This is a genomic window from Pseudomonas baltica (assembly GCF_031880315.1).
Classification (GTDB): domain Bacteria; phylum Pseudomonadota; class Gammaproteobacteria; order Pseudomonadales; family Pseudomonadaceae; genus Aquipseudomonas.
In genome coordinates this window covers 6472879-6492433 of sequence record NZ_CP134771.1, presented here as the reverse complement: position 1 = coordinate 6492433, position 19555 = coordinate 6472879, and the positions used below count along the sequence as shown (strand labels likewise).

Below are 19555 nucleotides of genomic sequence, written 5' to 3'. Positions count from 1 at the left end.
TCAAGGAGGGATATGAGCATGGGCGCGTCAGACAGCTGACGCTTGAGGCGCGTTTCAGAACGTCAGTTTGTAGCCAACCAACAGCAGCATCACCGCCAGGCAGGGGCGTAGCACTTTATCTGGCACGCGGCCCGTCAATTGACTGCCGATATAGATCCCGGGCAGCGAACCCAGCAACAGAAAACCTAAAACGCCCCAATCCATATTGCCCATGCTGGCGTGCCCCAGGCCGGCGACCAGCGTCAGCGGTACCGCGTGGGCGATCTCGGTACCGACCAAGCGTCGGGTCGGCAGAAATGGGTAGAGAATGAACAACGCCACGGTCCCCAATGCGCCCGCACCGATGGACGTCAGGGCGACCATGGTGCCCAGTACCAGGCCAGTGACCACGGTCATCGCATTGAGCCGCGCACCACTGGGCTGATAACGGCCTCCGGCACGGCGGTGGGCGAAGTCGAGCAGCTGTTGCTTGAACAGCACGGCCAGCGCGGTCAGCAGCAACACCACCCCGAGGCCCTGTTTGATGATGGCGTTCATCGCCTCAGGGGCGGTATGCAGTGAGCTGAGGTACCACAGCGTCAGGGCCACGGCCGGGACGCTGCCCAGGGTCAGCCAACCGGTGACGGTCCAGTCGATATTGTCGTTCCTGCGGTGCACCAGCACGCCGCCGGATTTGGTGATGGCCGCGTACAACAGGTCGGTGCCCACCGCGGTTGCCGGGTTGATACCGAACCACAGCAGGATCGGCGTCATGAAGGACCCGCCCCCTACCCCGGTCATGCCCACGATGAAACCGACGACCAAGCCTGCCACTACGAAACCGATATTACCGAAATCCATCAACTGCCCTAGATGCCGCGCGCGGCCTTATGAAAAAACTGGCGCAGCATAGCCAGTTTTCTTATAAGCGCCATATATCGATGTGATCTATTGTTATTCCAGATCGGCAATCGCCGAACTATTCTGCGTTCTGGTTTGCCTGCAGCCAGGCCAGCAAGTCGTCTAGCTTTTGCGCATCGCTGATTCCCCAGAAATGCATATTGGTGCCAGGCACCACGTCGCTGGGATCCTTGATGAATGCCATGAGGGTGTCACGCTGCCAAGTAATACCCGAGGCTTTCATGGCGCTGGAGTACACGTAGTCGCGGGTGGTACCCGCCACACGGCCGAAGATACCGTTCAGTTGCGGTGCGAAGGCGGCCTGTGCATAGCGTCCAATCTTGTGGCAGCCGCCGCAGGTCCTGGTGAACAAGGCTTCGCCTGCCTTTGGATCGCCGTCGGCCAGCGCATGGTTGCTACTGCTCACGAGCATCAGTACGGCACAGGCTAATTGCCGTAAGCGGGAGCGCGAGGTATTGCACGAGCGTAACCGAGGCCCGATACCACCAGAAGCCACAGCTCTATTGAGCCGTTGCGCGAAGAATCGATCGCAGTGCATAAACACACGAACACCTACAGTAGTACAAAACATGAATACTACCTGCTGGAACGTCGCCGGCTCTACCGACACCGATCAAGCATTTCGCATGTTCCTCGCCAGTCGAACCAGACGCCATGATCAACACCCTGCAGCCCGCGCGGGTGCGGCCGTTTGAGCATCGAGATCGGCGCCCGCACAAAAACCGCCAGCGTCCGGTAAACGCGGCGGCTTCCATGGTTTTACACAGCCTGCATTTCGATCAAAGGCTACGCACATCACCCGGACGAAACACCTCGCGGCTCACTTGCACCGTATTGCGCAGCGGCGCGCCGAATTCACTGATGCTGATCTCGAACTCATCGCCCGCCTGGGTGCGGATATTGTCGGCGACGGACAGGGTCGCGGTGCCGAAGAAATGCACGTGCACGTCCCCTGGGCGCAAGAACTGCTGATACTTGAAGTGGTGGTATTCAAGGTTCTCCAGGCTGTGGCACATGTTGTCCTCGCCGCTGAGGAACTCCTTCTCCCAGATCACTTCGCCACCGCGGCGGATCCGACTGATGCCTGCCAGGTGGCTCGGCAAGGCGCCGACGCGCAGTTCCGGACCATAGGAGCAGTTGCGCAGCTTGGAGTGCGCCAGGTAAAGGTAGCTGCGACGCTCGAGCACGTGGTCGGAAAACTCGTTGCCCAAGGCGAAACCCACTCGGTACGGACGGCCATCATCGCCGATCACATAGAGCCCTGTGAGCTCCGGCTCTTCGCCTCCATCTTCGGCGAAAGGTGGCTGCTGCAACGCGGCACCGGGGCGTACCACGCAAGAGCCGTCGCCCTTGTAGAACCACTCCGGTTGCGCGCCAGGGCTGCCGGGTTGTGGCTTGCCGCCCTCGATACCCCATTGGAACATCTGCGCCGAGTCGGTCAGGGTGCCGGGATCGGCGGCCTTTTGCTGGTGCATCTTGTCACGGGTGGAGGCGCTGCCCAGGTGGGTCAAGCCGGTACCGGTCACCAGGCAATGAGCCGGGTCCTGATGGTCAAGGGGCGGCAGCACGCGCCCTTGCTCCAGGGCCAGCGCATAGCGCTCGTCGCTCGGTTGGGTCCCTCGCGCGATGACTTCTTCCTGTAACGAGTGCTTGTTGCGAATGGCGGCAAGCGCCAGCTCACGGGTCGAAGTGGTATCGAGGACGATATGGATCTGCTCGCCCTCCACCATGCCCACCTGGCGCTGCCCTTGGGTATTTTCAAACTGTACGAGACGCATGGACTACTCCCTTTTTATGATTATCGAGCCTGATTCGCGCAGCTTGCCGCTCTCGATGCGTTCTTGCCTAATGACAAACGCTTACTGAGCGATAACTTTCAGTCATCCCCCCACGCCGTCAGATCGGCATGCCGACCCCATCACCGTTTTGCGCCCCCGCAGTACGCCTCTCACGGCAACTGCGCCCCCGTCACGGCCACATGGATCATGTACAGCGACGTATTCGCCGCAATGAACAGCCGATTGCGCCGCGGCCCGCCAAACGTCAAGTTGGCGACCTTCTCGGGCAGGCGGATCTTGCCCAACAAGGTCCCGTCCGGGGCGAAGCACTGAATCCCGTCCCCGGCGCTGGTCCAGAGATTGCCCTGCACGTCGATACGAAACCCATCTGGGATACCCGGCTCGATCACCGCGAACACCCTCGACGCACCCAAGCGCGTGCCATCGATCACCTCCAGTGCGCGAATATGATGGGGCGCATCCGGGTCGTGGCTCCGGGCCGAATCCGCGACGTAGAGGGTTTGGCCATCGGGGCTGAACGCCAGGCCGTTGGGCTGTACGAAGTCGTTGGCCATGCAGGCGATTACGCCACTGAGCGGGTCGATCCGGTAGACGAAACTGCCCTCCTGCTCCGGTTCCGCCTTGAAGCCCTCATAATCGCTGAGGATGCCGTAGGTGGGATCGGTGAACCACACTGCGCCATCGCGGTGCACCACCACGTCGTTAGGCGAATTGAGGCGCTTGCCCTGGAATTGGTCGGCCAGCACGGTGATGCTGCCATCGGCTTCTGTGCGGGTCACTCGTCGGGTGCCGTGCTCGCAGGTCACGAGCCGCCCTTGCAGGTCGCGCGTGTTGCCGTTGGCGAAGTTGGAGTTGGCCCGGAACACCGACACCCCGTGGTCAGGTATCCAGCGCAGGATGCGTTCGTTGGGGATATCGCTCCACAACAGGTACCCCCCGTCGTTGAACCACACCGGGCCCTCGGCCCAGCGGCATTTGTCGTACAGGCGCTCGAGCTGGGTGTTGGGGATGGTCAGTGCGCGAAAGCGCGGGTCAAGGTGCTCATAAAGTTCGTCGGACACTGCGGCGATCCTCGTAAAAATAGACTATTCAGGCGCGGGCCGTTTGGCGGCCGCTCATGGCCGTGATGACGGCGATGATGATCACGCCGGTCAGGATCAAGCGGACCCCGGCACTGGCTCCGAAACTGTTGAGCATGCTCACCAGCAGGTACAGGAACAGCGCTGCGCCCCAGATGCCCGGGACGTTGGCGAAGCCGCCAGCTACCGAGGTACCGCCGATCACCACTACGGCGATGGATGCCAACAGGTATTCATCGCCCATGCTCAGCGAGGCGCCGCCAGAGAACCCGGCCAGCAGCAAGCCGCAGAGGCTGGCGAACAAGGCACTCAGCACATAGGTAGCGAACCGCACCCGCCCCACCCGCACCCCGGCCAGTTCCGCCGCACGCGGGTTCTGGCCGATAGCGAGGACCCAGCGGCCATACAGGGTGCGCGTCAGTACCACACCCATCAGCACCGCCAGGAGCATCACCGCCAGGGCAACGTAAGGCACCCCGAGCAGCTTGCCGGTGGCGAAGGCGTAGAAGTCGTCCGGTGGCTGGATCCGCACACTGCGCCCGTAGGCGATTGCCAGTGATTGCAGAAGGAAACTGGCCGACAAAGTGGCAATGATCGGAGGGATACGCAGCAGCCTGATCAGCGCGTAGTTACCGCACCCGACCAGCACGCCGGTGGCGAGCACGCCGAGCACACCCAGCCAGATCAGTTCGTTGTGGCTGTCCATCAGCTTCATCGCCACCGCGCCGCTCAATGCCACGTTGGCGGGGATCGACAGGTCGATATTGCCGGGGCCGGTACTGATCACGAACATCTGGCCGATGCCGACGATCACGAAAAACGCCGAGAACCCCAACGCGCCGGACAGCAACGCGCCGCTGCCTGCGCCACGGTTGAACACCAGCGTCGCCGCCCAGATCAGCAGCGCTGCCAGAAACGACCACAGCCAAGGCTTGTCGAGTACACGTTTGATGATGGGGATGTCCTTCATGGCTGACGTGCCTCCATACGGTTGACGGCAGCCCGCAGGGCCAGCACCAGAATCAGAATCGCGCCCTGGGCACCGATCTGCCAATCCGGTGAGATCCGGATAAACGACAACAGCGAGCCCGCCAGCACCAAGGTCAAGGCCCCCAGTACCGCGCCGATCGGCGACACCCGTCCACCGACGAATTCGCCGCCGCCAAGGATCACCCCGGCGATCGACAACAAGGTGTAGCGCAGCGCCACGCTGGCGTCGGCCGAGGTGGTCAGCCCGACCAGAAACAAGCCGGACAACACGCCAAAGCCGCCGGCCATGGCATACAAGGTGACCTTGATGCGCAACAGCGACCAACCGGCCTTGGCGATCGCCAGCGGGTTGCCGCCCGCGCCGCGTAGCACCACACCCAGGGTCGAACGCATCAGAAACAGATGCACCAGCAGCGCCAGGGCAATGCACACGATGATGGCGAATGGCAGCAGTGGCGGCTTGATCCGCACCAGTGCCTGCAACCATTGCGGCGCTGTGCCGCCAGGGGCCGGCAGCAACAGTACGGCGGCGCCGGTCCAGATGAACGACATGCCCAGAGTCACCACGATCGACGGCAGGCGCCGGGCATGAATCAAGGCACCCAGCAGCGCATAGACCAGCACGCAGCCCAACAACGCCAGCACCCCGAGGATGGGGTGATCGTTGAGCAGGGTCGCGGCCACGCAGGCAACGAAGCTGATATAGCTGCCCAGCGACAGGTCGAGATCGTTGACGGTGATGATCAGCATCTGCGCGATGGTCGCCAGGGCGATCGGCACTGCCAGATTGAGCATCAGGTTCATGCCCATATAGCTCATGGCCCGCGGCTGCAGGATAAAAATGGTGCCCAGCAGCACCACCAATGACAACGCCGGCAAGGCGCTGCGCAGCCAGCGCGCCCGATTGACCGGCGACACCCTGGTGCGTGTAGCGAGGGGGCTTGCCCCTGATCCACTCTCGTCAGCCACCACTGCCCCCTCGATACGCGTCGGCATGTTCATGCCACCTCCTCGGCGAAGGAGCCACGCAGGATCCGCTCCTCGCTCAGTTCGTCACGGGGCAGGTCGAGCACCGCCTGGCCGTCGCGAAAGACATAGATATGGTCGCAGTAGTCCAGCTCTTCGAGCTCGGTGGTGTACCAGACGAAGGTGCGCCCGCGGGCCGCTTCTTCGAGGATGATCGAATACACCTCACGCTTGGTGCCGACATCCACGCCGCGCATGGGGTCATCCATCAGGATCACTGGCGCGGTGGTCGCCAAGGCTCGGGCGAACAGCGCCTTTTGTTGATTGCCACCGGACAGCGAGAGGATTGGCGCGTTCATGTCCGGCGTACGGATCGCCATGCGCTGCTGCCACTGGCCCGCCAGCGTAGCGCACGCCCGGGGATCGATCAGGCCACCGCGTTTGAGCTGCTTGAGGGCGCTGAGATCGAGGTTCTGCGCGATCGACCAGAGCGCGAATACGCCATCGTTCTGCCGATCGCCTGCCACCAGCGCAGCGCCTTCACCGCTGGCGATGCGGCGGCGCAGGATCTGCGTCAGCAGTTGACTCTGGCCATGCCCGGCGAGCCCGGCCAGGCCGATGATTTCGCCGCGCCAGGCGCGCACGCAACCGCCATCGAGCTGAGCGGCCGGGCGCTGCTCGAGCAGCGCCGCGCCCTGCAAGCGTTTGCTGCTGTAGGCCTCGGCCTGTGCCTTGGCGTGGCTGGCGGCGCTGCCCATCGACTCGACCAAGGTCGCATGGGTGAAGGACGTAGCGGCGCGGGTATCGACCACCTTGCCATCGCGCATCACTGCAATACGGTCACAGGTGCCGAGCATCTCGCCGAGGATATGGCTGATCAGCACGATGCTGCCGCCCTGCCCCACAAACCGCCGAACAAAGGCCAACAACTGCGCCGAGACCCGCGAGTCCAGCGATGAGGTCGGTTCATCGAGGATCACCACATCCAGGCGTTCGTCGACGCACACAAACGCGCGGGCAATTTCGACCATCTGCCGTTTGCCAATCGCCAGGTCGGCGACGATGTCGTCGGCGCTGATGCCGTGATGGGGAAAGATCTCGTCAAGGCTTGCCTCGATCAGCTTGCGGGCGTGACGCCGCCAGCCGAAGCCGCGAATCGCCGGGCACATCAAGCGAGTGTTCTCGGCGACGCTCAGGTTGGGACACAGTGACAACTCCTGGAACACGCAGCGGATCGCGCATTGCCGGGCGATCTGCACGCTATAGTCGTCGCGGCGGTCACGGCCCTCGATCAGCAGGCTGCCGCAATCTGCGGCCAGCGTGCCGGCGAGCACCTGCATCAAAGTCGATTTACCGGCGCCGTTATGGCCGATCAGGCCCAGGCATTCCCCGGCCTGCACGCTGAGGTCGACGCCATCCAAGGCCCGCACCGCGCCAAAGGACTTGCCGATACCCGCGAAGGTCACGCGTTGCGCTGTAGACATGGCAGCCTCCAGGCTCAATGAGTGGCGGGTGCTTGCAGCTTGGCGACGTCATCGACGCTATAGACCTGGCTCACCAGATCGCCCTTGGCGAGGCCCTTGAGCTGTTGTTCGAGAGTGTCCTGAGTGACGCTCACCGCTGGCGATACCAGGTCATGCGGCAGCTGCTTGCCATCGAGCAACTGCTGGGCGACCCAGAACGCCAGGCTTGAGATGCTGGGCGCACTGGAGATGGAGAAGCTCTGGTAGCCGTTTAGGTCCTTTTGTTTTTTCCACCAGGAGAGTTCTTCTTCGCGGTTGCCGAAGACGATGGTCGGCGTCGGCCGGCCAGCGGCGGTAAAGGCCTGCGCGGTGCCGTAGCCATCATCGCCCTGGGTGACTACTGCATCGATCTTCGGCAGGCTCGGCAACACGCCGGCAACGGCCTTTTGCGCCGCAGTCTGCGACCAGTTGCCGTTGACTGCAGCGACTATTTTCAAGTTTGGATGCTTGGCGGCGCCGGCCACGATGCCGGAGTGGATCAGCTCGTCCACCGAAACCCCGGCCAGGCCGCGCACTTCCAGCACATTGGCGCCATTGGGGTAGCGACTGGCGAGGTAGTCCATCTGGTCGATGCCGCTTTGCTTGAAGTCCATCGAGATGCGGTAGGCGCAGGGCTCGGTGACCACGCCATCGAACGACACGACGATAATGCCAGCGTCGCAGGCCTGCTTGACCGCGCCGTTGAGTGCCGTGGGCGATGCCGCGTCGATGACGATAGCGTTGTAGCCTTGCAGGATGAGGTTCTGGATCTGCGCGGCTTGTTCGGTGGCCTGGTTTTCGCCGGTGGTGAACGAGTCGGCCGAAGCGATGATGCCGGTCTTGACCGCCTGATCGGTGGTCTGCTGCCAGCTGTTGAGCATGTTCTGGCGCCAGGCGTTGCCGGCATAGTTGTTGGACAGGGCGATGGTCTTGTCGGCGGTGGCAGCCTGGGCCAGCATCAGCGGGGCCATTACCAGAGCGCTGGACAGCAGCGCGCAACGGAGCGTGTCGAGTTTCATGTCGTGACCCTTGTTATTGTTGTGGGGCATCGTGAATGAGTGCAGGCACTGACCTGGGGCCTGGTGCAGCTGCAGGGCCAGTCTGCACCGCTAATACCGGTGCGTCTGTGGGCATTGGCGCAGATCGGTTGCGGGTTCCCGCAGGTCAAAGGCGGGGATGTGCAGTTTTTCACTGTGCCTGGCGCTTAAGGTAAATGCAGTACGACTGCCCAACGACGATGAGCCGTACGAAGCGTTATGATGGCCGCAACCCGTATTCCCACTACAAAAACAAACCTGGGAAGCACCGTGCAAAGACCCCTGATTTCGGCGGAACACGTCCTACAGCATTTCCTCGGCATTTCCCGCGCTCTGGCCGGGCAGCTAGACCTGCAATCGATGGTCAACGCGGTGTCCGACGAGATTCGCTTCATTCTCCCCCACGACCATATCGACGTGAGCCTGCTGCTCGACGGCGAAAACCATTTGCATGCCTATGAAACCGGGGTGCAAACCGCCTGGAGCCACTTCGTCGATCACCCCCTGCCGATCGTAGAGAGTCCGATTCGCGCACTGCTGCTGGGCCAGGTAGCGTTCATTCTCAGTGACGACGCGATGCTCGATTCACGTTTTCACTTCCCTGGAGCATTCGCCCAGCCGATCTTCGATGCGCAACTGCGCAGCCGCCTGCACGTGCCGTTGCGTGCCCGTGGCGAGATCATCGGCGCGTTGAGCTGCTCCACTCACAGCGCCAATTTCTATACCCAGGCCGATGTCGACCACACCCAGCACGTCGCTGACCTACTGGCGTCGTACCTGTATGCGCTGCGCCAGGCGGACCAGGCCAAACACCTGGAAATCGCCCAGGCGCAGACTCGTGCCCGCGAGGAAGGTTTGCGCCTGGGCGCGTTGCGTTTGACCGAAGAACTCGAAAGCGAACGCCAGCGCATCGGCATGGACCTGCACGATCAAACGCTTGCCGACATGACCCGCCTGCACCGGCGCATTGCGCGCTTGCAGTTGCAGGCGCCGGTCTCGGCCGACGCCTTGCAGCCGGTCAGCACCGCGTTGCAGGAGAGCATGCAGGAGCTGCGGCGCATCATCGACGCCGTCAAACCCACCGTGCTGCACCTGTTCGGCTTTGCCGAAGGGCTCGAAGACCTGCTGCTGCGTAGCGTGCGCAACAGCGGCCTGAACATCGATACCCACCTGTTCGATCACAGCGACGGCGTGGCCGGGCAGCTCAGTGAAGCGCAACAGATCGCGCTGTTCCGTATCGTCCAGGAAGCCGTCAACAACGCCATCAAGCACGCCTCCCCCGCGTCCATCACCGTGCAGATCAGCCGCGTCGCCGAACACCTGCAGTTGACCATCGTCGATGACGGCCAGGGCCTGGATGGCAACAACCGCATGGACACCGGCGGCATCAAGAACATGCAGACCCGCGCGCAATTGCTGGGCGCGCAGGTACAGATCGACAAGGGCCCAGGCAACCGGGGGACCCAGGTGTGCGTGAGCCTGCCGCTGCCTGTCAGCCAATTGAGGGAGCATGCCTGATGGACATTTTGCTGGTAGAAGACGATCCGGTGCACCGGGCGTTTCTCAAGGAAATCATCGAAGGGGCGATGCCGGAGTGCTCCCACCTGTGGGAAGCCGAAGATGGCCGGGTCGGCGAGCGCCTGGCCCATGAACATCAGGTGGCCGCAGTGGTCATGGACCTGCAGATGCCCCGACATACCGGCGTCGAGGCCGCCAAGACCATCTGGCGTGAGCGGCCGGACACTTCGATCCTGTTTTGGTCCAACTACGCTGATGAGGCCTACGTGCGGGGCATCTCGCGCATCGTGCCGGAGGGCGCCGCGTACGGCTATATCCTCAAGACCGCCTCCGAGGAACGCCTGCGCCTGGCCTTGCGCAGCCTGTTCATCGAACAGCAATGCGTGATCGATCGGGAGATACGCGGCGTGCAGCAAAAGGCCCAGGATCATCTCCAGGGCCTGAACGATTCGGAATATGAGGTGTTGCAGGATATCGCCCTGGGCCTGACCGATCGAGCCATCGCCGGGCGCCGCAACCTGTCGCTGCGCAGTGTGCAGAATCGCCTGCAGCAGCTGTACGAAAAGCTAGGGGTGTATCAGCCCGACATCAGGGGGGAACGTAGCGCAGCATTCAATCTGCGCTCGCGAGCCGTGAATGTGGCGATGCTGCGCAAGGTGCTCAACCGCACCGCCATGGAACAGGCCGAGGCCGAGTTGCAGGAGTGGTTGCGCGATCCGCGCAACCTCTGAAGCCCTGCACCTGGAGCCGGTTCAGTTACGTACCCGGCCCACCCATTCCAGCGCCGTGCGCCAGAAGCACACCAGCAGAAAGTACGCCGACATCAGCGACCAGACCACCAGGATCAGTGTGCCGTTATTGGGCTGGTTGACCACCATCGACAGGCTGCACAGCAGCCAGATGGCGGTCACCGCGATGTTGATCGGCATGAACTTGCGCACGCGAAACGGGTGCAGAAACTTCATCCGGGTCAGGGTCAGCAGGCCCAGGCCGATGATGGTCACCACATTGACCCAGGCTGACGAGTCGAGGATGTACATGCACAGCGCGACGACGTTCCAGGCCGCGGGGAAGCCGACGAAGTAGTTGTCCTTGCTCTTCATGTTGACGTTGCAAAAGCAGAACAGCGACGACACCAGGATGATCGACACGCACAGCAGCAAGGTGTATTGCGGCAGCGGGATATAGAAGTAGATGAACAGCGCAGGGATGAACACGTAGGTCAGGTAGTCGATGACCAGGTCCAGTGTCGAGCCGTCGAAATGCGCGAGCACCGTCTGCACATTCACCTTGCGCGCCAGCGCGCCATCCAGGCCGTCGACCACCAGCGCCACGCCCAGCCAGAGCAGGCAGGTCTTGGGGTGACCTTCGAATAGCGCGATGGTCGCCATAAAGGCCAGCACCACCCCGGTGGCGGTAAAACCGTGGGCACCCCAGGCCTTGAGTCTGGCTGTGGATCTGAGTGTTATCACAAAAGGCTCTCCAAGAATAAACGGGCCGTGCCAGGCGCTTAATCATCAGCGCCGCAGCTATCGACCGAACCGAACGGCAGAAGGTTCAGGGACCTACCCCGCCCAATTGCCGTAAGTGTAAGTGCAACAGTCGCTTGGCGCCGGACGTTTGCTCACAAAAGCTCGCCGGGCGCTACCGCTTGTCAGTTCAGAAACGCCAGGCTGTCGCCGACCTGTGCGACCTCGTACCAGGCCATGACCTGTTCCGTACCTACTTCGCCTTCTGCCGGCGTACCTGGCCAGAAATCCTCGGCGGCCACCGGTTGGTAGGCCCCCTGCTTGACCTCGAAGATAACACCGCTGACATCCAGCGACAGCACGGCGTGCCAGGTATTGGCCGGGGTTTCCAGCACGGCGCTGTCTTCCCCGAGGATAGTACGGGCGGTCACTTGCCCTTGGTCATCGAAATTCAGCACCACGAAACGCCCGTTCAATGGCGTGAGCAACTCGAAGGTGTGCGGGTGACGGTGCACGCGCACATAGGTGCCGGGCTCCATGGCAATCGCCAGGCGCTGGACCGGGTCCTGCAACTCGGGATGCAGATTGCGGTTGGCGCGCAGGCGCGGGGCTTGGGCGGCCTGTGCTGCGAGGTCGACCAGCTCGACGCGGGTAATCTGCTTCATCGGAGATAACACCATAGGGGATATACCCCGCATTATGCCCAATGAACACGTAGCCGTCATTGCCACGGGCTCGCTATCCCCTGCGGCGAGGAGGCTGTGGGTCTGGCGGCGATTCGGTGTGTCAGGTGGGTGCGGTGCATGCGGCGTTTGTCGCGAGCAGGCCCCCTCGCTACGAAGAGGTGCTCGGTCGTTGCGTAAGGGTGACCAGCGCACACCCGGCCATCAGTACGAAGGTCGCGAGGAATACCCAGCGCATTCCCAGATGGCCGCCGACGAAACCGCCGGCCACAGGCCCCAGGACCTGGCCGATGTACTGACTGGAAGTGGAGTAGCCCAGCATGCGTCCGGCGATACCCTGCGGCACGTTATGGCGAATGATGCTGGCGATGCACGGCAGCAGCCCGCCGAGTGCCAGGCCCATCAGGAACCGCAGCACTACCAGTTGCCACGGCTGGGTGACCAGTGCCTGGGGAATCAACAGCGCTGCCGCTGCCGCCAGGCAAAGCGTCACGATCCGCCAGTGCCCTATGCGATCGGCGACCTTGCCCAGGCGCGACGCCGACAAGATGCTGCCCAGCGCCGTCGCCGACATCACCAGCCCGGCCATGAGGGTCAGATGATCGGCGTGCAACTCCATCAGGTAGACAGTGATGATCGGCTCGATCGACATGGTCGAGAACATCAGCACCCCGGCGATCACGAACATCGTCACCACCGGCCTGGGGTTGTTCAACTGCCGCCAAACCGAAACCTTGTCGGCCTGCTGCTGGCCGGCGGTGCGTGGCGGCCGGGGCACTTCCTTGAGCAGCAACAAGGTGGCCAGGAAGGTGATGAAGATCACCCCGCCTGCCAGGAAAAAGGTATTACGAATGCCCATCAAGGGCGGCAGCAGCCCGCCAATCAGCGGACCGGCCAGGCTGCCCGCCATGATGCCTGAAGACAACACCCCCAGCGCCCACCCGGAGCGGCCCTTGGGCGTTTGCGTGGCGACCAGGATGGTGGCCCCCGAGGCGTATCCCCCGAGCAGGCCGGCCAGTAAACGCAACAGCACCAGCTGCCAGATGTTCTCTGCCAGGCCGATCAGCGACATGGCGATGGCCATGCCCAGGCTTGCACGAATCAGCATCAGCTTGCGCCCATAGCGATCGCCCAGGCGGCCCCAGAGCGGCGCGGTCAATGCCGCCGACAGGAAGGTGGCACCAAAGGCGATACCCGACCACTGCACCACGGCGGCAGGATCAGTCACGCCCAGGTGCTCGACATACAGCGGCAGGAATGGCAGCAGCAGGGTCATCGCGACGATGGTGGTGAACGCACCGAACACGCAGACAGTGAGATTGCGCTGCCAATGGCGCTCGGCGGGGTTGTCGGCTTCAGTGCTCATGACCTGCTCCTTGACGGGAATGGCGCTACGCTACCGGGCCCTGTGCGATAAATAAAATTCATGTTTTTTATATCGTGCATTCCGTTTAGGAATGTGATCGACCTTGCGAGGAGCCCGCTACCCACGAAGACGCCGGCAACCACGCCTGATTTTCGCCCCTTTCGCCGCCGAACGCGCAAGCCAGCGCTCACAGGTGGCACCGTCATTTGACTCACCGCCCCGCTTTGCCCAAGCTAGCGGGCTTCAATTCATCAGCCAAGGTTGCTTCGCGTGCCTGATCTCCGTTTTTCGTGGCGCGCTTTGCGTCTGTGCTCCCTGCCCTTGCTCCTGCTGCTGGCCAGCTGCGAAAAAAATCCTGCGCCCACCGCCCCAGCGCCCAAACCCCCAACCTATGTCAGCGTCGACTGGTCCGCACTGCCCGCCGTCAGCGACGCTGACCTGCTGGCCGGCTTTTCGGCCTGGTCCTCGGCCTGCACGCGCCTGGCCAAGGACCCGGTCTGGGGTGCTACGTGCAGCGCCGCCAGCCAGGTACAGGCCAACGCGCCGGCGGTGCGCGCCTTCCTGCAGCAGAACCTGCAAGCCTACAGCCTGCGCTCGGGCGGCAATGACAAGGGCCTGATCACCGGTTACTACGAACCCGTGTACCCCGGCAGCCTGCAACGCACCGAGCGCGATACAGTGCCCGTATATGGTGTGCCCGACGACCTGATCATCGTCAACCTGGACAGCATCTACCCCGAGCTCAAGGGCAAGCGCTTGCGCGGGCGCCTTGAAGGTCGGGTACTCAAGCCCTATGACGATGCCGCGACCATTCAGGGCAAGGGCGCCAATGCGCCTGTGCTGGCCTGGCTGAGCAATCAGATCGACCTGCAGTTCCTGCAGATTCAAGGCTCGGGCAGGATTCGCCTCGACAACGGCCGCCAGGTACGTATCGCCTATGCCGACCAGAATGGTTACCCCTACAAACCGGTCGGCCGCTGGCTGGTGGAGCAAGGGCAGCTGAAAAAAGAAGAAGTGAGCATGGGCAAGATCCGCGACTGGGCGCTGGCCAACCCGCAGCGCCTGCCGGAAATGCTCGCGAGCAACCCCAGTTATGTGTTCTTCACTACTCGCCCGGACAGCAACGAAGGTCCGCGCGGCTCGTTGAACGTGCCGCTGACCACCGGCTACAGCGTGGCCATCGACCGCAAGGTGATTCCCTTGGGCAGCCTGCTGTGGCTTAACACTACCCGCCCGGACGGTACGGCGGTGGTCCGACCGGTGGCCGCGCAGGATACCGGTGGCGCCATTGCCGGCGAAGTGCGTGCGGATCTGTTCTGGGGCACCGGCGACCAGGCCGGCGAACTGGCGGGCAACATGAAGCAGCAGGGGCAGATCTGGCTGCTGTGGCCCAAGGGCATGGCGTTACCGCCAGTGCAGCCTTGAATACCCTGCAGCGAGGGGGCTTGCCCCTGATTCGGTACGTCAGGCGCATAACGGGGTCAGGCCAACGGGGGTAAGCCCCTCGCTGCAGAAACCGGTAACCGTCAGCGCACTGCGGGGATCCGCACCTCACCACTGCGACACTGGCTGCGCACGCCGTTGTCGCAAGCCTTGAACGTCAAGTCCTTGGTCAGGCACACCCACACCTCGGCCAGTTCCGGGCCATTGCAACGCACCGCAATGGCGTTGCTCGGCAGCCCGGGGTTCGCGCGTTGAAACAGATCGACGATCGCTTTGGGTTCCAGGCTCCGGGAGGCCGTCGACGGTTGCAGCGCAGGCGGGATCTTGACCACTGCCAACGCCTTGTCAGCCTGACTGAAATAGCCAGCGCCGCCCAGGCCTGTGCAGGTGCCGTGCTTCTTCCACTCGTGGCTCAGCAATTGGCCGCTGACGTACAAGCTGCTTCCCTGGGCACGTTCCGCTGCGGTCAGCGGCGCTGCCCCTTTACAGAATTGCGGCCAGCCGCCGCGATCATACTGCGGCCACAGCCCGTGCAAGACGAATCCGTAGCCCTTGCCCGTGCATTGCTCGTTATCGGCATGGGTCAGACAAAAGGTCGGCGACCAACTCAGGGCCAACAGGTAGTAGTCAAACACCCCCGCGACCGAATCATCAGAGCGCCGGTCATTGCGGGCTTGCGCCAAAGGAGCGGTGGCCAGTACGACCGCGAGCAGCAGCCAAGGCATCAGTTTGTTGTTCAAGCGGCATCATCCATAGGGGCAAGAGTCGTGCACTTTAGAACAAGCCCATCTGCCCGCCAATCAAAGTAGCGAAGTCATCACCCACAAACGGCAGGATGGCATCGGCCACCGGCTGCAATTGTTTGCTCAGGTAATGCTCGTAATCGATCGCCGAGGCTCGGGTCTCCAATGGCTCGGGCCCGGCCACGGTGATCACGTAACTGATCCAGCCGCCGCGTTGGTACTGCAGCGGGCGGCCGTGCAGGGCATTGTATTGATCGGCGAGCCGCGCAGCGCGCACCGGCGGCGGGACATTGACCTGATACTGGTCAAGCGGGCGGCGGACGCGTTTGCGGTAGATCAATAATTCGTCGAACTCGCCGTCCTGGGTGCGCTGCACGTAATCGCGCACGAACTGGCGGTATTCCTGGCGTAAGAAGATCCGCTCATACAGCGCCTGCTGGAATTCCCGGGCCAGGGGCGACCAGTCGCTGCGTACTGTCTCGAGGCCTTTGTAGACCATCCGCGTGCTGCCATCGGCCTGCGTGACCATACCGGCGTAACGTTTCTTGCTGCCCTCTTCGGCGCCGCGGATGGTCGGCATCAGGAAGCGCTGGTAATGGGTTTCGAACTGCAGTTCAAGCGCACTGGCCAGGCCGTAATCAGCCTGCAGATGCTCACGCCACCACTGATTGACCTGGGTCACCAGCCTCTGCCCGATCGCTGATGCCTGGGCTTCGTCGTGAGCGCCCTTGAGCCACACGAACGTAGAATCGGTATCGCCATAGATCACGCTGTAGCCCTGGGCCTCGATCAGTTGCCGGGTGCGCTGCATGATCTCGTGGCCGCGCAGGGTGATGGACGATGCCAGGCGCGTATCGAAGAAGCGGCAGCCGCTGGAGCCCAACACGCCATAGAAGGAATTCATGATGATCTTCAACGCTTGGGACAACGGCGCGTTGCCCTCGCGCTTGGCGACCTCGCGGCCCCGCCAGACGCTTTCGATGATCGCCGGCAGGCAATGGCGCTCACGGGAGAATTTCGCGCCGCGAAAGCCGGGCACCGGATGCTCTTCAGGCGCTTGGCGCAAACCTTCGATCAGGCCGACCGGATCGATCAAAAAGGTGCGAATGATCGAGGGATAAAGGCTTTTGTAATCCAGCACCAGCACCGATTCATAAAGCCCTGGCCGCGACTCCATGACGAACCCGCCTGGGCTGGCCTGGGCGGGTATATCCCCCAGGTTGGGCGCAACGAACCCCTGGCGATGCATCAAGGGGATGTACAGGTGGCCAAAAGCCGCCACCGAGCCGCCGCTACGGTCTGCGGGCAAGCCGGTGACTGTGGCGCGCTCGAGCAGGAAGGTCAGCAGCTGGGTTTTGGCGAATATCCGCGTCACCAGCTCGCAGTCCTTGAGGTTGTAGCGGGCCAGCGCCGGTTTGTCTTCGGCGAACATGCGGTTGATCGAGGCCATGCGCTGGTACGGATTGTCGATGTCCTTGCCTTCGCCGAGCAGGGTCTGAGCGACGTTCTCGAGGCTGAACGAGCTGAAGCTCCAGAACGCCGAGCGCAAACCCTCGATGCCGTCGATGATCAAGCGCCCGGCCGCCGAGGCGAAGTAATGCTGCTGACTGCCGTGCTCGCGCCACTGCATCTCTTCGCCGCCGCGCCCCAGACGCAGCGGTACCGCCAGTTGCCGAGCATGCTGATGCAGCACGCGCAGGTCGAACTGCACCAGGTTCCAGCCGATGATCGCATCGGGGTCGTGGCGCGCCATCCAGGCGTTGAGGGCTTCGAGCAGTTGCACGCGGGTGGCGCAGTATTGGAGGTCGAAATCCACCCGCGTGGCATCGCCGTTAGCTGGCCCGAGCATATACACCTGGCGTTGGCCGCAGCCCTCCAGGCCAATACAGTACAGCTCGCCCTGCTCGGTGGTTTCGATATCCAGCGACACCAGGCGCAGCTTGGGACGGTAATCGGCACTGGGTTTGAGCTGGGCGCTGGTCAACACCCCTTGGGCATCCGGCTGGCCGCTGAAGCTGACCGGTGCGGTGATGAAGCGCTCCATCAAGAAGCGCTCCGGCGGGCGGATGTCGGCCTCATAGACATCGACCGAATGGCGCCGCAGCAGGGTTTCCAACGCCATCAGCTGTCGATGCTGCTGGCAATACAGGCCGAGCACCGGACGATGCTGAAAGTCGCGCAGCTGCAGCGGGCGAATGTCGGCGCCCGCCTCGTTGCTCAGCAATGCTTGCACCTGGTCGCGCTGGGCCTCAGGGAAGAATGCCACCGAGGGTTGCGGCGCCAGCCGCACGTGCCGCGGGCCCTGGTCAGTCGCCAGCCAGAACTCTACCCACGTGCCCTGAGGGCTGTCGTGCCAATGCCGGGTGAGGATGAAACCTTGCCCAGTTTGCGTTACCCCGGTTACCTCAGCCACGCCTTAACCCCTGGCCGACACCAGCCGATCGTCGTAGGCGATTTCCAGCAGGGTCTGGCGCAAGGCGCAGGCCTTGGTCTCGCCGAATACTTCCAGAAAATGCGCTTGGGCGCGCTGCCACAGCCCCTGGGCGAGCTCGAAGGTAGCCTGTCCTTCGGCGCTCAGGGTGATCAACCGCCGACGGCGGTCTTCGATGCACTGCTGCTGTCCGATCAGGCCATCGCGCTCCAGTGGCTTGAGGTTGTGTCCCAGCGCCGAACGGTCCAGCACCAGCGCATCGGCAAGTTCCTGCAGCGTCGGGGGGCACTGCGCCCGTGCGGCCAGTTCGGCGAGGATCGCATATTGGGTCGAGCGCAGGCCCGAAGGCGCCAATGCGTCGTCGTAGAACTGGGTGATGCGCCGGGAGGCCTTGCGCATGGCCGTTGCACAACACAGGCCGGCTTGATCGTTGGGCATGATGCGGGGGGTGTCCGAGGGGCGAAACGGTGAACATAGGGCATATGCCCCGTTCAGGCAACTGCCGCTGGTAGGGAGGCTCGGATAACGTGGCAATTTGCCCGGTATGGCGATCCAGAGGATCGCTTTCGCACGCAAGCCTTGCCAATACAGCTCGCGATCGAATCGCCGAACACTTGTGGGAGCAAAGCTTGCTCGCGATGAGGCCGGCACAGCGTGCCTACACCCAGGACTCTGCCGCAGGGCTTGCCTCAAGAAGCGAGCGCGACGTCAATTGTTGTGCGTCTTGCTGCCACCAGACGGCTGATGGTGGCGGCTGAACCATTCCTGGTTAGCCCGCAGATCGGCCCTGAGTTCGGCAATCAGGTCATTGATGGCGCGCACTGACACGAGCTTTTGCGTGGGAACTCCCACCACCAGCAAGTCGACCTGGCCCGTGTGGGGGTCGGTGACTTCGATCGTCAACGTACCGCCGGGGTTGACTGCGCAACTGCACGTCATCGGCCCGAAACTTGATTCTATGATCTGGCGCAATTCACGGATGGGTATCACCGACTGTCCTCCCCTGGTCTGCCCGGATATCACTTTGAAAATGGCTTCAAAGGATGCTTTTGAGGATGGAGCAATACCGGACCAGACGCTTCTATTACATCTGGACGGAATACATTGCGCAGGGTTCAGAATAGTCGTTCAACGGTGCTGACAGCTAGTGGCAACTTGCATCGGGGCGCCGATACAGACCTTCCTCGGCGCCACTGGCACCCTCAGAGCTCGGCGCTGGCGTCCGAGGGGGAGCTCAAGCCGGCCAAGCGGGTGGCGCCGACGCCGCACTGAATCAGCATGTTGCGCTCATGGAAAGACTGGCTGGCGACACGCTGCTCAGCTTCAGGCTCGGACAGTCCATCGATGTGATTGCGGGCAATTACCTGATAACCGGTATCGCCACAAGCGATCACCGCTTGCGAGCGGCAAGCATCCCAGCTACCGAATACACCATTGCACTGGATGCTTTGCGCCGGGCTGGAGTCGGCCAGGTAGGCTTGCTGGGACGTGGCACAGCCGCTGAGGACGGTGACGGCAACCGCAGCGAAAATGAAGGTAAAACGGCGAAGAATCGATTGAGTGGCTGGCATGGTGGTAGCTCCTTGGTCTGTGGGGCCATTTTAGGGAGCTGCCTGCGGGGGCAGAAAT

The 19555-nt window shown here is 62.7% G+C and carries 21 protein-coding genes; 5 read left to right on the top strand and 16 right to left on the bottom strand.

The genetic code is table 11. The features are described 5' to 3' along the window. Positions 1 to 54: 54 nt before the first annotated feature. On the bottom strand, positions 55 to 840 hold the full coding sequence (locus REH34_RS29425) for a sulfite exporter TauE/SafE family protein (RefSeq protein WP_226502589.1): 786 nt from the start codon (positions 838 to 840) through the stop codon (positions 55 to 57). 118 nt (positions 841 to 958) lie between these two features. Next, positions 959 to 1312, bottom strand: a complete 354-nt coding sequence (locus REH34_RS29420; RefSeq protein WP_311970202.1) for a c-type cytochrome — start codon at positions 1310 to 1312, stop codon at positions 959 to 961. 157 nt (positions 1313 to 1469) lie between these two features. On the opposite strand from REH34_RS29420, the gene REH34_RS30445 reads away from it, so the two are divergent. Further along, entirely contained in the window at positions 1470 to 1595 is a 126-nt protein-coding gene (locus tag REH34_RS30445) for a ribbon-helix-helix domain-containing protein (protein ID WP_409373204.1), read from the top strand. 84 nt (positions 1596 to 1679) lie between these two features. On the opposite strand, the gene araD1 is transcribed toward REH34_RS30445, so the two are convergent. The 6 genes from araD1 to REH34_RS29385 all read right to left on the bottom strand — a co-directional run bounded on the left by araD1 (position 1680) and on the right by REH34_RS29385 (position 8255). Continuing rightward, positions 1680 to 2678 (bottom strand): AraD1 family protein, encoded by a 999-nt coding sequence (gene araD1, locus REH34_RS29410; RefSeq protein WP_311970201.1) that lies wholly within the window; start codon positions 2676 to 2678, stop codon positions 1680 to 1682. Between the two features lie 170 nt (positions 2679 to 2848). Then, the gene (locus REH34_RS29405; protein WP_226502586.1) at positions 2849 to 3760 is read right to left on the bottom strand and encodes an SMP-30/gluconolactonase/LRE family protein; all 912 of its coding nucleotides are present in this window, start codon (positions 3758 to 3760) and stop codon (positions 2849 to 2851) included. A gap of 28 nt (positions 3761 to 3788) precedes the next feature. Beyond that, a complete protein-coding gene (locus REH34_RS29400) occupies positions 3789 to 4748 on the bottom strand; it encodes an ABC transporter permease (protein WP_226502585.1) in 960 nt (319 codons plus the stop codon). Next, complete coding sequence (locus REH34_RS29395; RefSeq protein WP_226502584.1) at positions 4745 to 5770, bottom strand: ABC transporter permease; 1026 nt, start codon at positions 5768 to 5770, stop codon at positions 4745 to 4747. Before REH34_RS29395 ends, REH34_RS29400 begins: the two co-directional genes overlap by 4 nt. Then, positions 5767 to 7218, bottom strand: coding sequence for an ATP-binding cassette domain-containing protein (locus tag REH34_RS29390; protein WP_226502583.1), 1452 nt, complete (start codon positions 7216 to 7218; stop codon positions 5767 to 5769). Before REH34_RS29390 ends, REH34_RS29395 begins: the two co-directional genes overlap by 4 nt. A 14-nt stretch (positions 7219 to 7232) precedes the next feature. Continuing rightward, entirely contained in the window at positions 7233 to 8255 is a 1023-nt protein-coding gene (locus tag REH34_RS29385; RefSeq protein WP_226502582.1) for a substrate-binding domain-containing protein, read from the bottom strand. Between the two features lie 39 nt (positions 8256 to 8294). Between REH34_RS29385 and REH34_RS29380 the strand changes: the two genes are divergently transcribed. From REH34_RS29380 to REH34_RS29370, 3 genes are all read left to right on the top strand, one after another. Next, the gene (locus REH34_RS29380; protein ID WP_311970200.1) at positions 8295 to 8444 is read left to right on the top strand and encodes a hypothetical protein; all 150 of its coding nucleotides are present in this window, start codon (positions 8295 to 8297) and stop codon (positions 8442 to 8444) included. A gap of 99 nt (positions 8445 to 8543) precedes the next feature. Next, positions 8544 to 9791, top strand: a complete 1248-nt coding sequence (locus REH34_RS29375) for a GAF domain-containing sensor histidine kinase (RefSeq protein WP_311970199.1) — start codon at positions 8544 to 8546, stop codon at positions 9789 to 9791. Continuing rightward, on the top strand, positions 9791 to 10522 hold the full coding sequence (locus REH34_RS29370; RefSeq protein ID WP_226502579.1) for a response regulator transcription factor: 732 nt from the start codon (positions 9791 to 9793) through the stop codon (positions 10520 to 10522). Before REH34_RS29375 ends, REH34_RS29370 begins: the two co-directional genes overlap by 1 nt. Before the next feature lie 21 nt (positions 10523 to 10543). On the opposite strand, the gene pcsA is transcribed toward REH34_RS29370, so the two are convergent. The 3 genes from pcsA to REH34_RS29355 all read right to left on the bottom strand — a co-directional run bounded on the left by pcsA (position 10544) and on the right by REH34_RS29355 (position 13309). Further along, on the bottom strand, positions 10544 to 11263 hold the full coding sequence (gene pcsA / locus REH34_RS29365) for a phosphatidylcholine synthase (protein WP_226502578.1): 720 nt from the start codon (positions 11261 to 11263) through the stop codon (positions 10544 to 10546). Positions 11264 to 11445: 182 nt separating this feature from the next. Then, positions 11446 to 11925, bottom strand: a complete 480-nt coding sequence (locus tag REH34_RS29360; protein ID WP_226502577.1) for a WbuC family cupin fold metalloprotein — start codon at positions 11923 to 11925, stop codon at positions 11446 to 11448. A 169-nt stretch (positions 11926 to 12094) separates the two neighbouring features. Next, positions 12095 to 13309 carry an MFS transporter gene (locus REH34_RS29355; protein ID WP_311970198.1) on the bottom strand — a complete coding sequence of 405 codons (1215 nt, stop codon included), beginning with the start codon at positions 13307 to 13309 and terminating at the stop codon, positions 12095 to 12097. Positions 13310 to 13579: 270 nt separating this feature from the next. Here REH34_RS29355 and REH34_RS29350 point away from each other — a divergent pair, with 270 nt between their 5' ends. Continuing rightward, positions 13580 to 14734 (top strand): murein transglycosylase A, encoded by a 1155-nt coding sequence (locus REH34_RS29350; protein ID WP_409373203.1) that lies wholly within the window; start codon positions 13580 to 13582, stop codon positions 14732 to 14734. A 101-nt stretch (positions 14735 to 14835) separates the two neighbouring features. On the opposite strand, the gene REH34_RS29345 is transcribed toward REH34_RS29350, so the two are convergent. The 5 genes from REH34_RS29345 to REH34_RS29325 all read right to left on the bottom strand — a co-directional run bounded on the left by REH34_RS29345 (position 14836) and on the right by REH34_RS29325 (position 19497). Next, positions 14836 to 15477, bottom strand: a complete 642-nt coding sequence (locus tag REH34_RS29345; RefSeq protein WP_311972185.1) for a ribonuclease T2 — start codon at positions 15475 to 15477, stop codon at positions 14836 to 14838. A gap of 49 nt (positions 15478 to 15526) precedes the next feature. Continuing rightward, complete coding sequence (locus tag REH34_RS29340; protein WP_311970197.1) at positions 15527 to 17908, bottom strand: DNA polymerase II; 2382 nt, start codon at positions 17906 to 17908, stop codon at positions 15527 to 15529. Positions 17909 to 17911: 3 nt separating this feature from the next. Next, complete coding sequence (locus tag REH34_RS29335; RefSeq protein WP_226502574.1) at positions 17912 to 18364, bottom strand: MarR family winged helix-turn-helix transcriptional regulator; 453 nt, start codon at positions 18362 to 18364, stop codon at positions 17912 to 17914. Positions 18365 to 18634: 270 nt separating this feature from the next. After that, complete coding sequence (locus REH34_RS29330) at positions 18635 to 18916, bottom strand: DUF1652 domain-containing protein (RefSeq protein ID WP_226502573.1); 282 nt, start codon at positions 18914 to 18916, stop codon at positions 18635 to 18637. A 212-nt stretch (positions 18917 to 19128) separates the two neighbouring features. Continuing rightward, complete coding sequence (locus REH34_RS29325) at positions 19129 to 19497, bottom strand: hypothetical protein (protein WP_311970196.1); 369 nt, start codon at positions 19495 to 19497, stop codon at positions 19129 to 19131. Between the last annotated feature and the right edge of the window lie 58 nt (positions 19498 to 19555).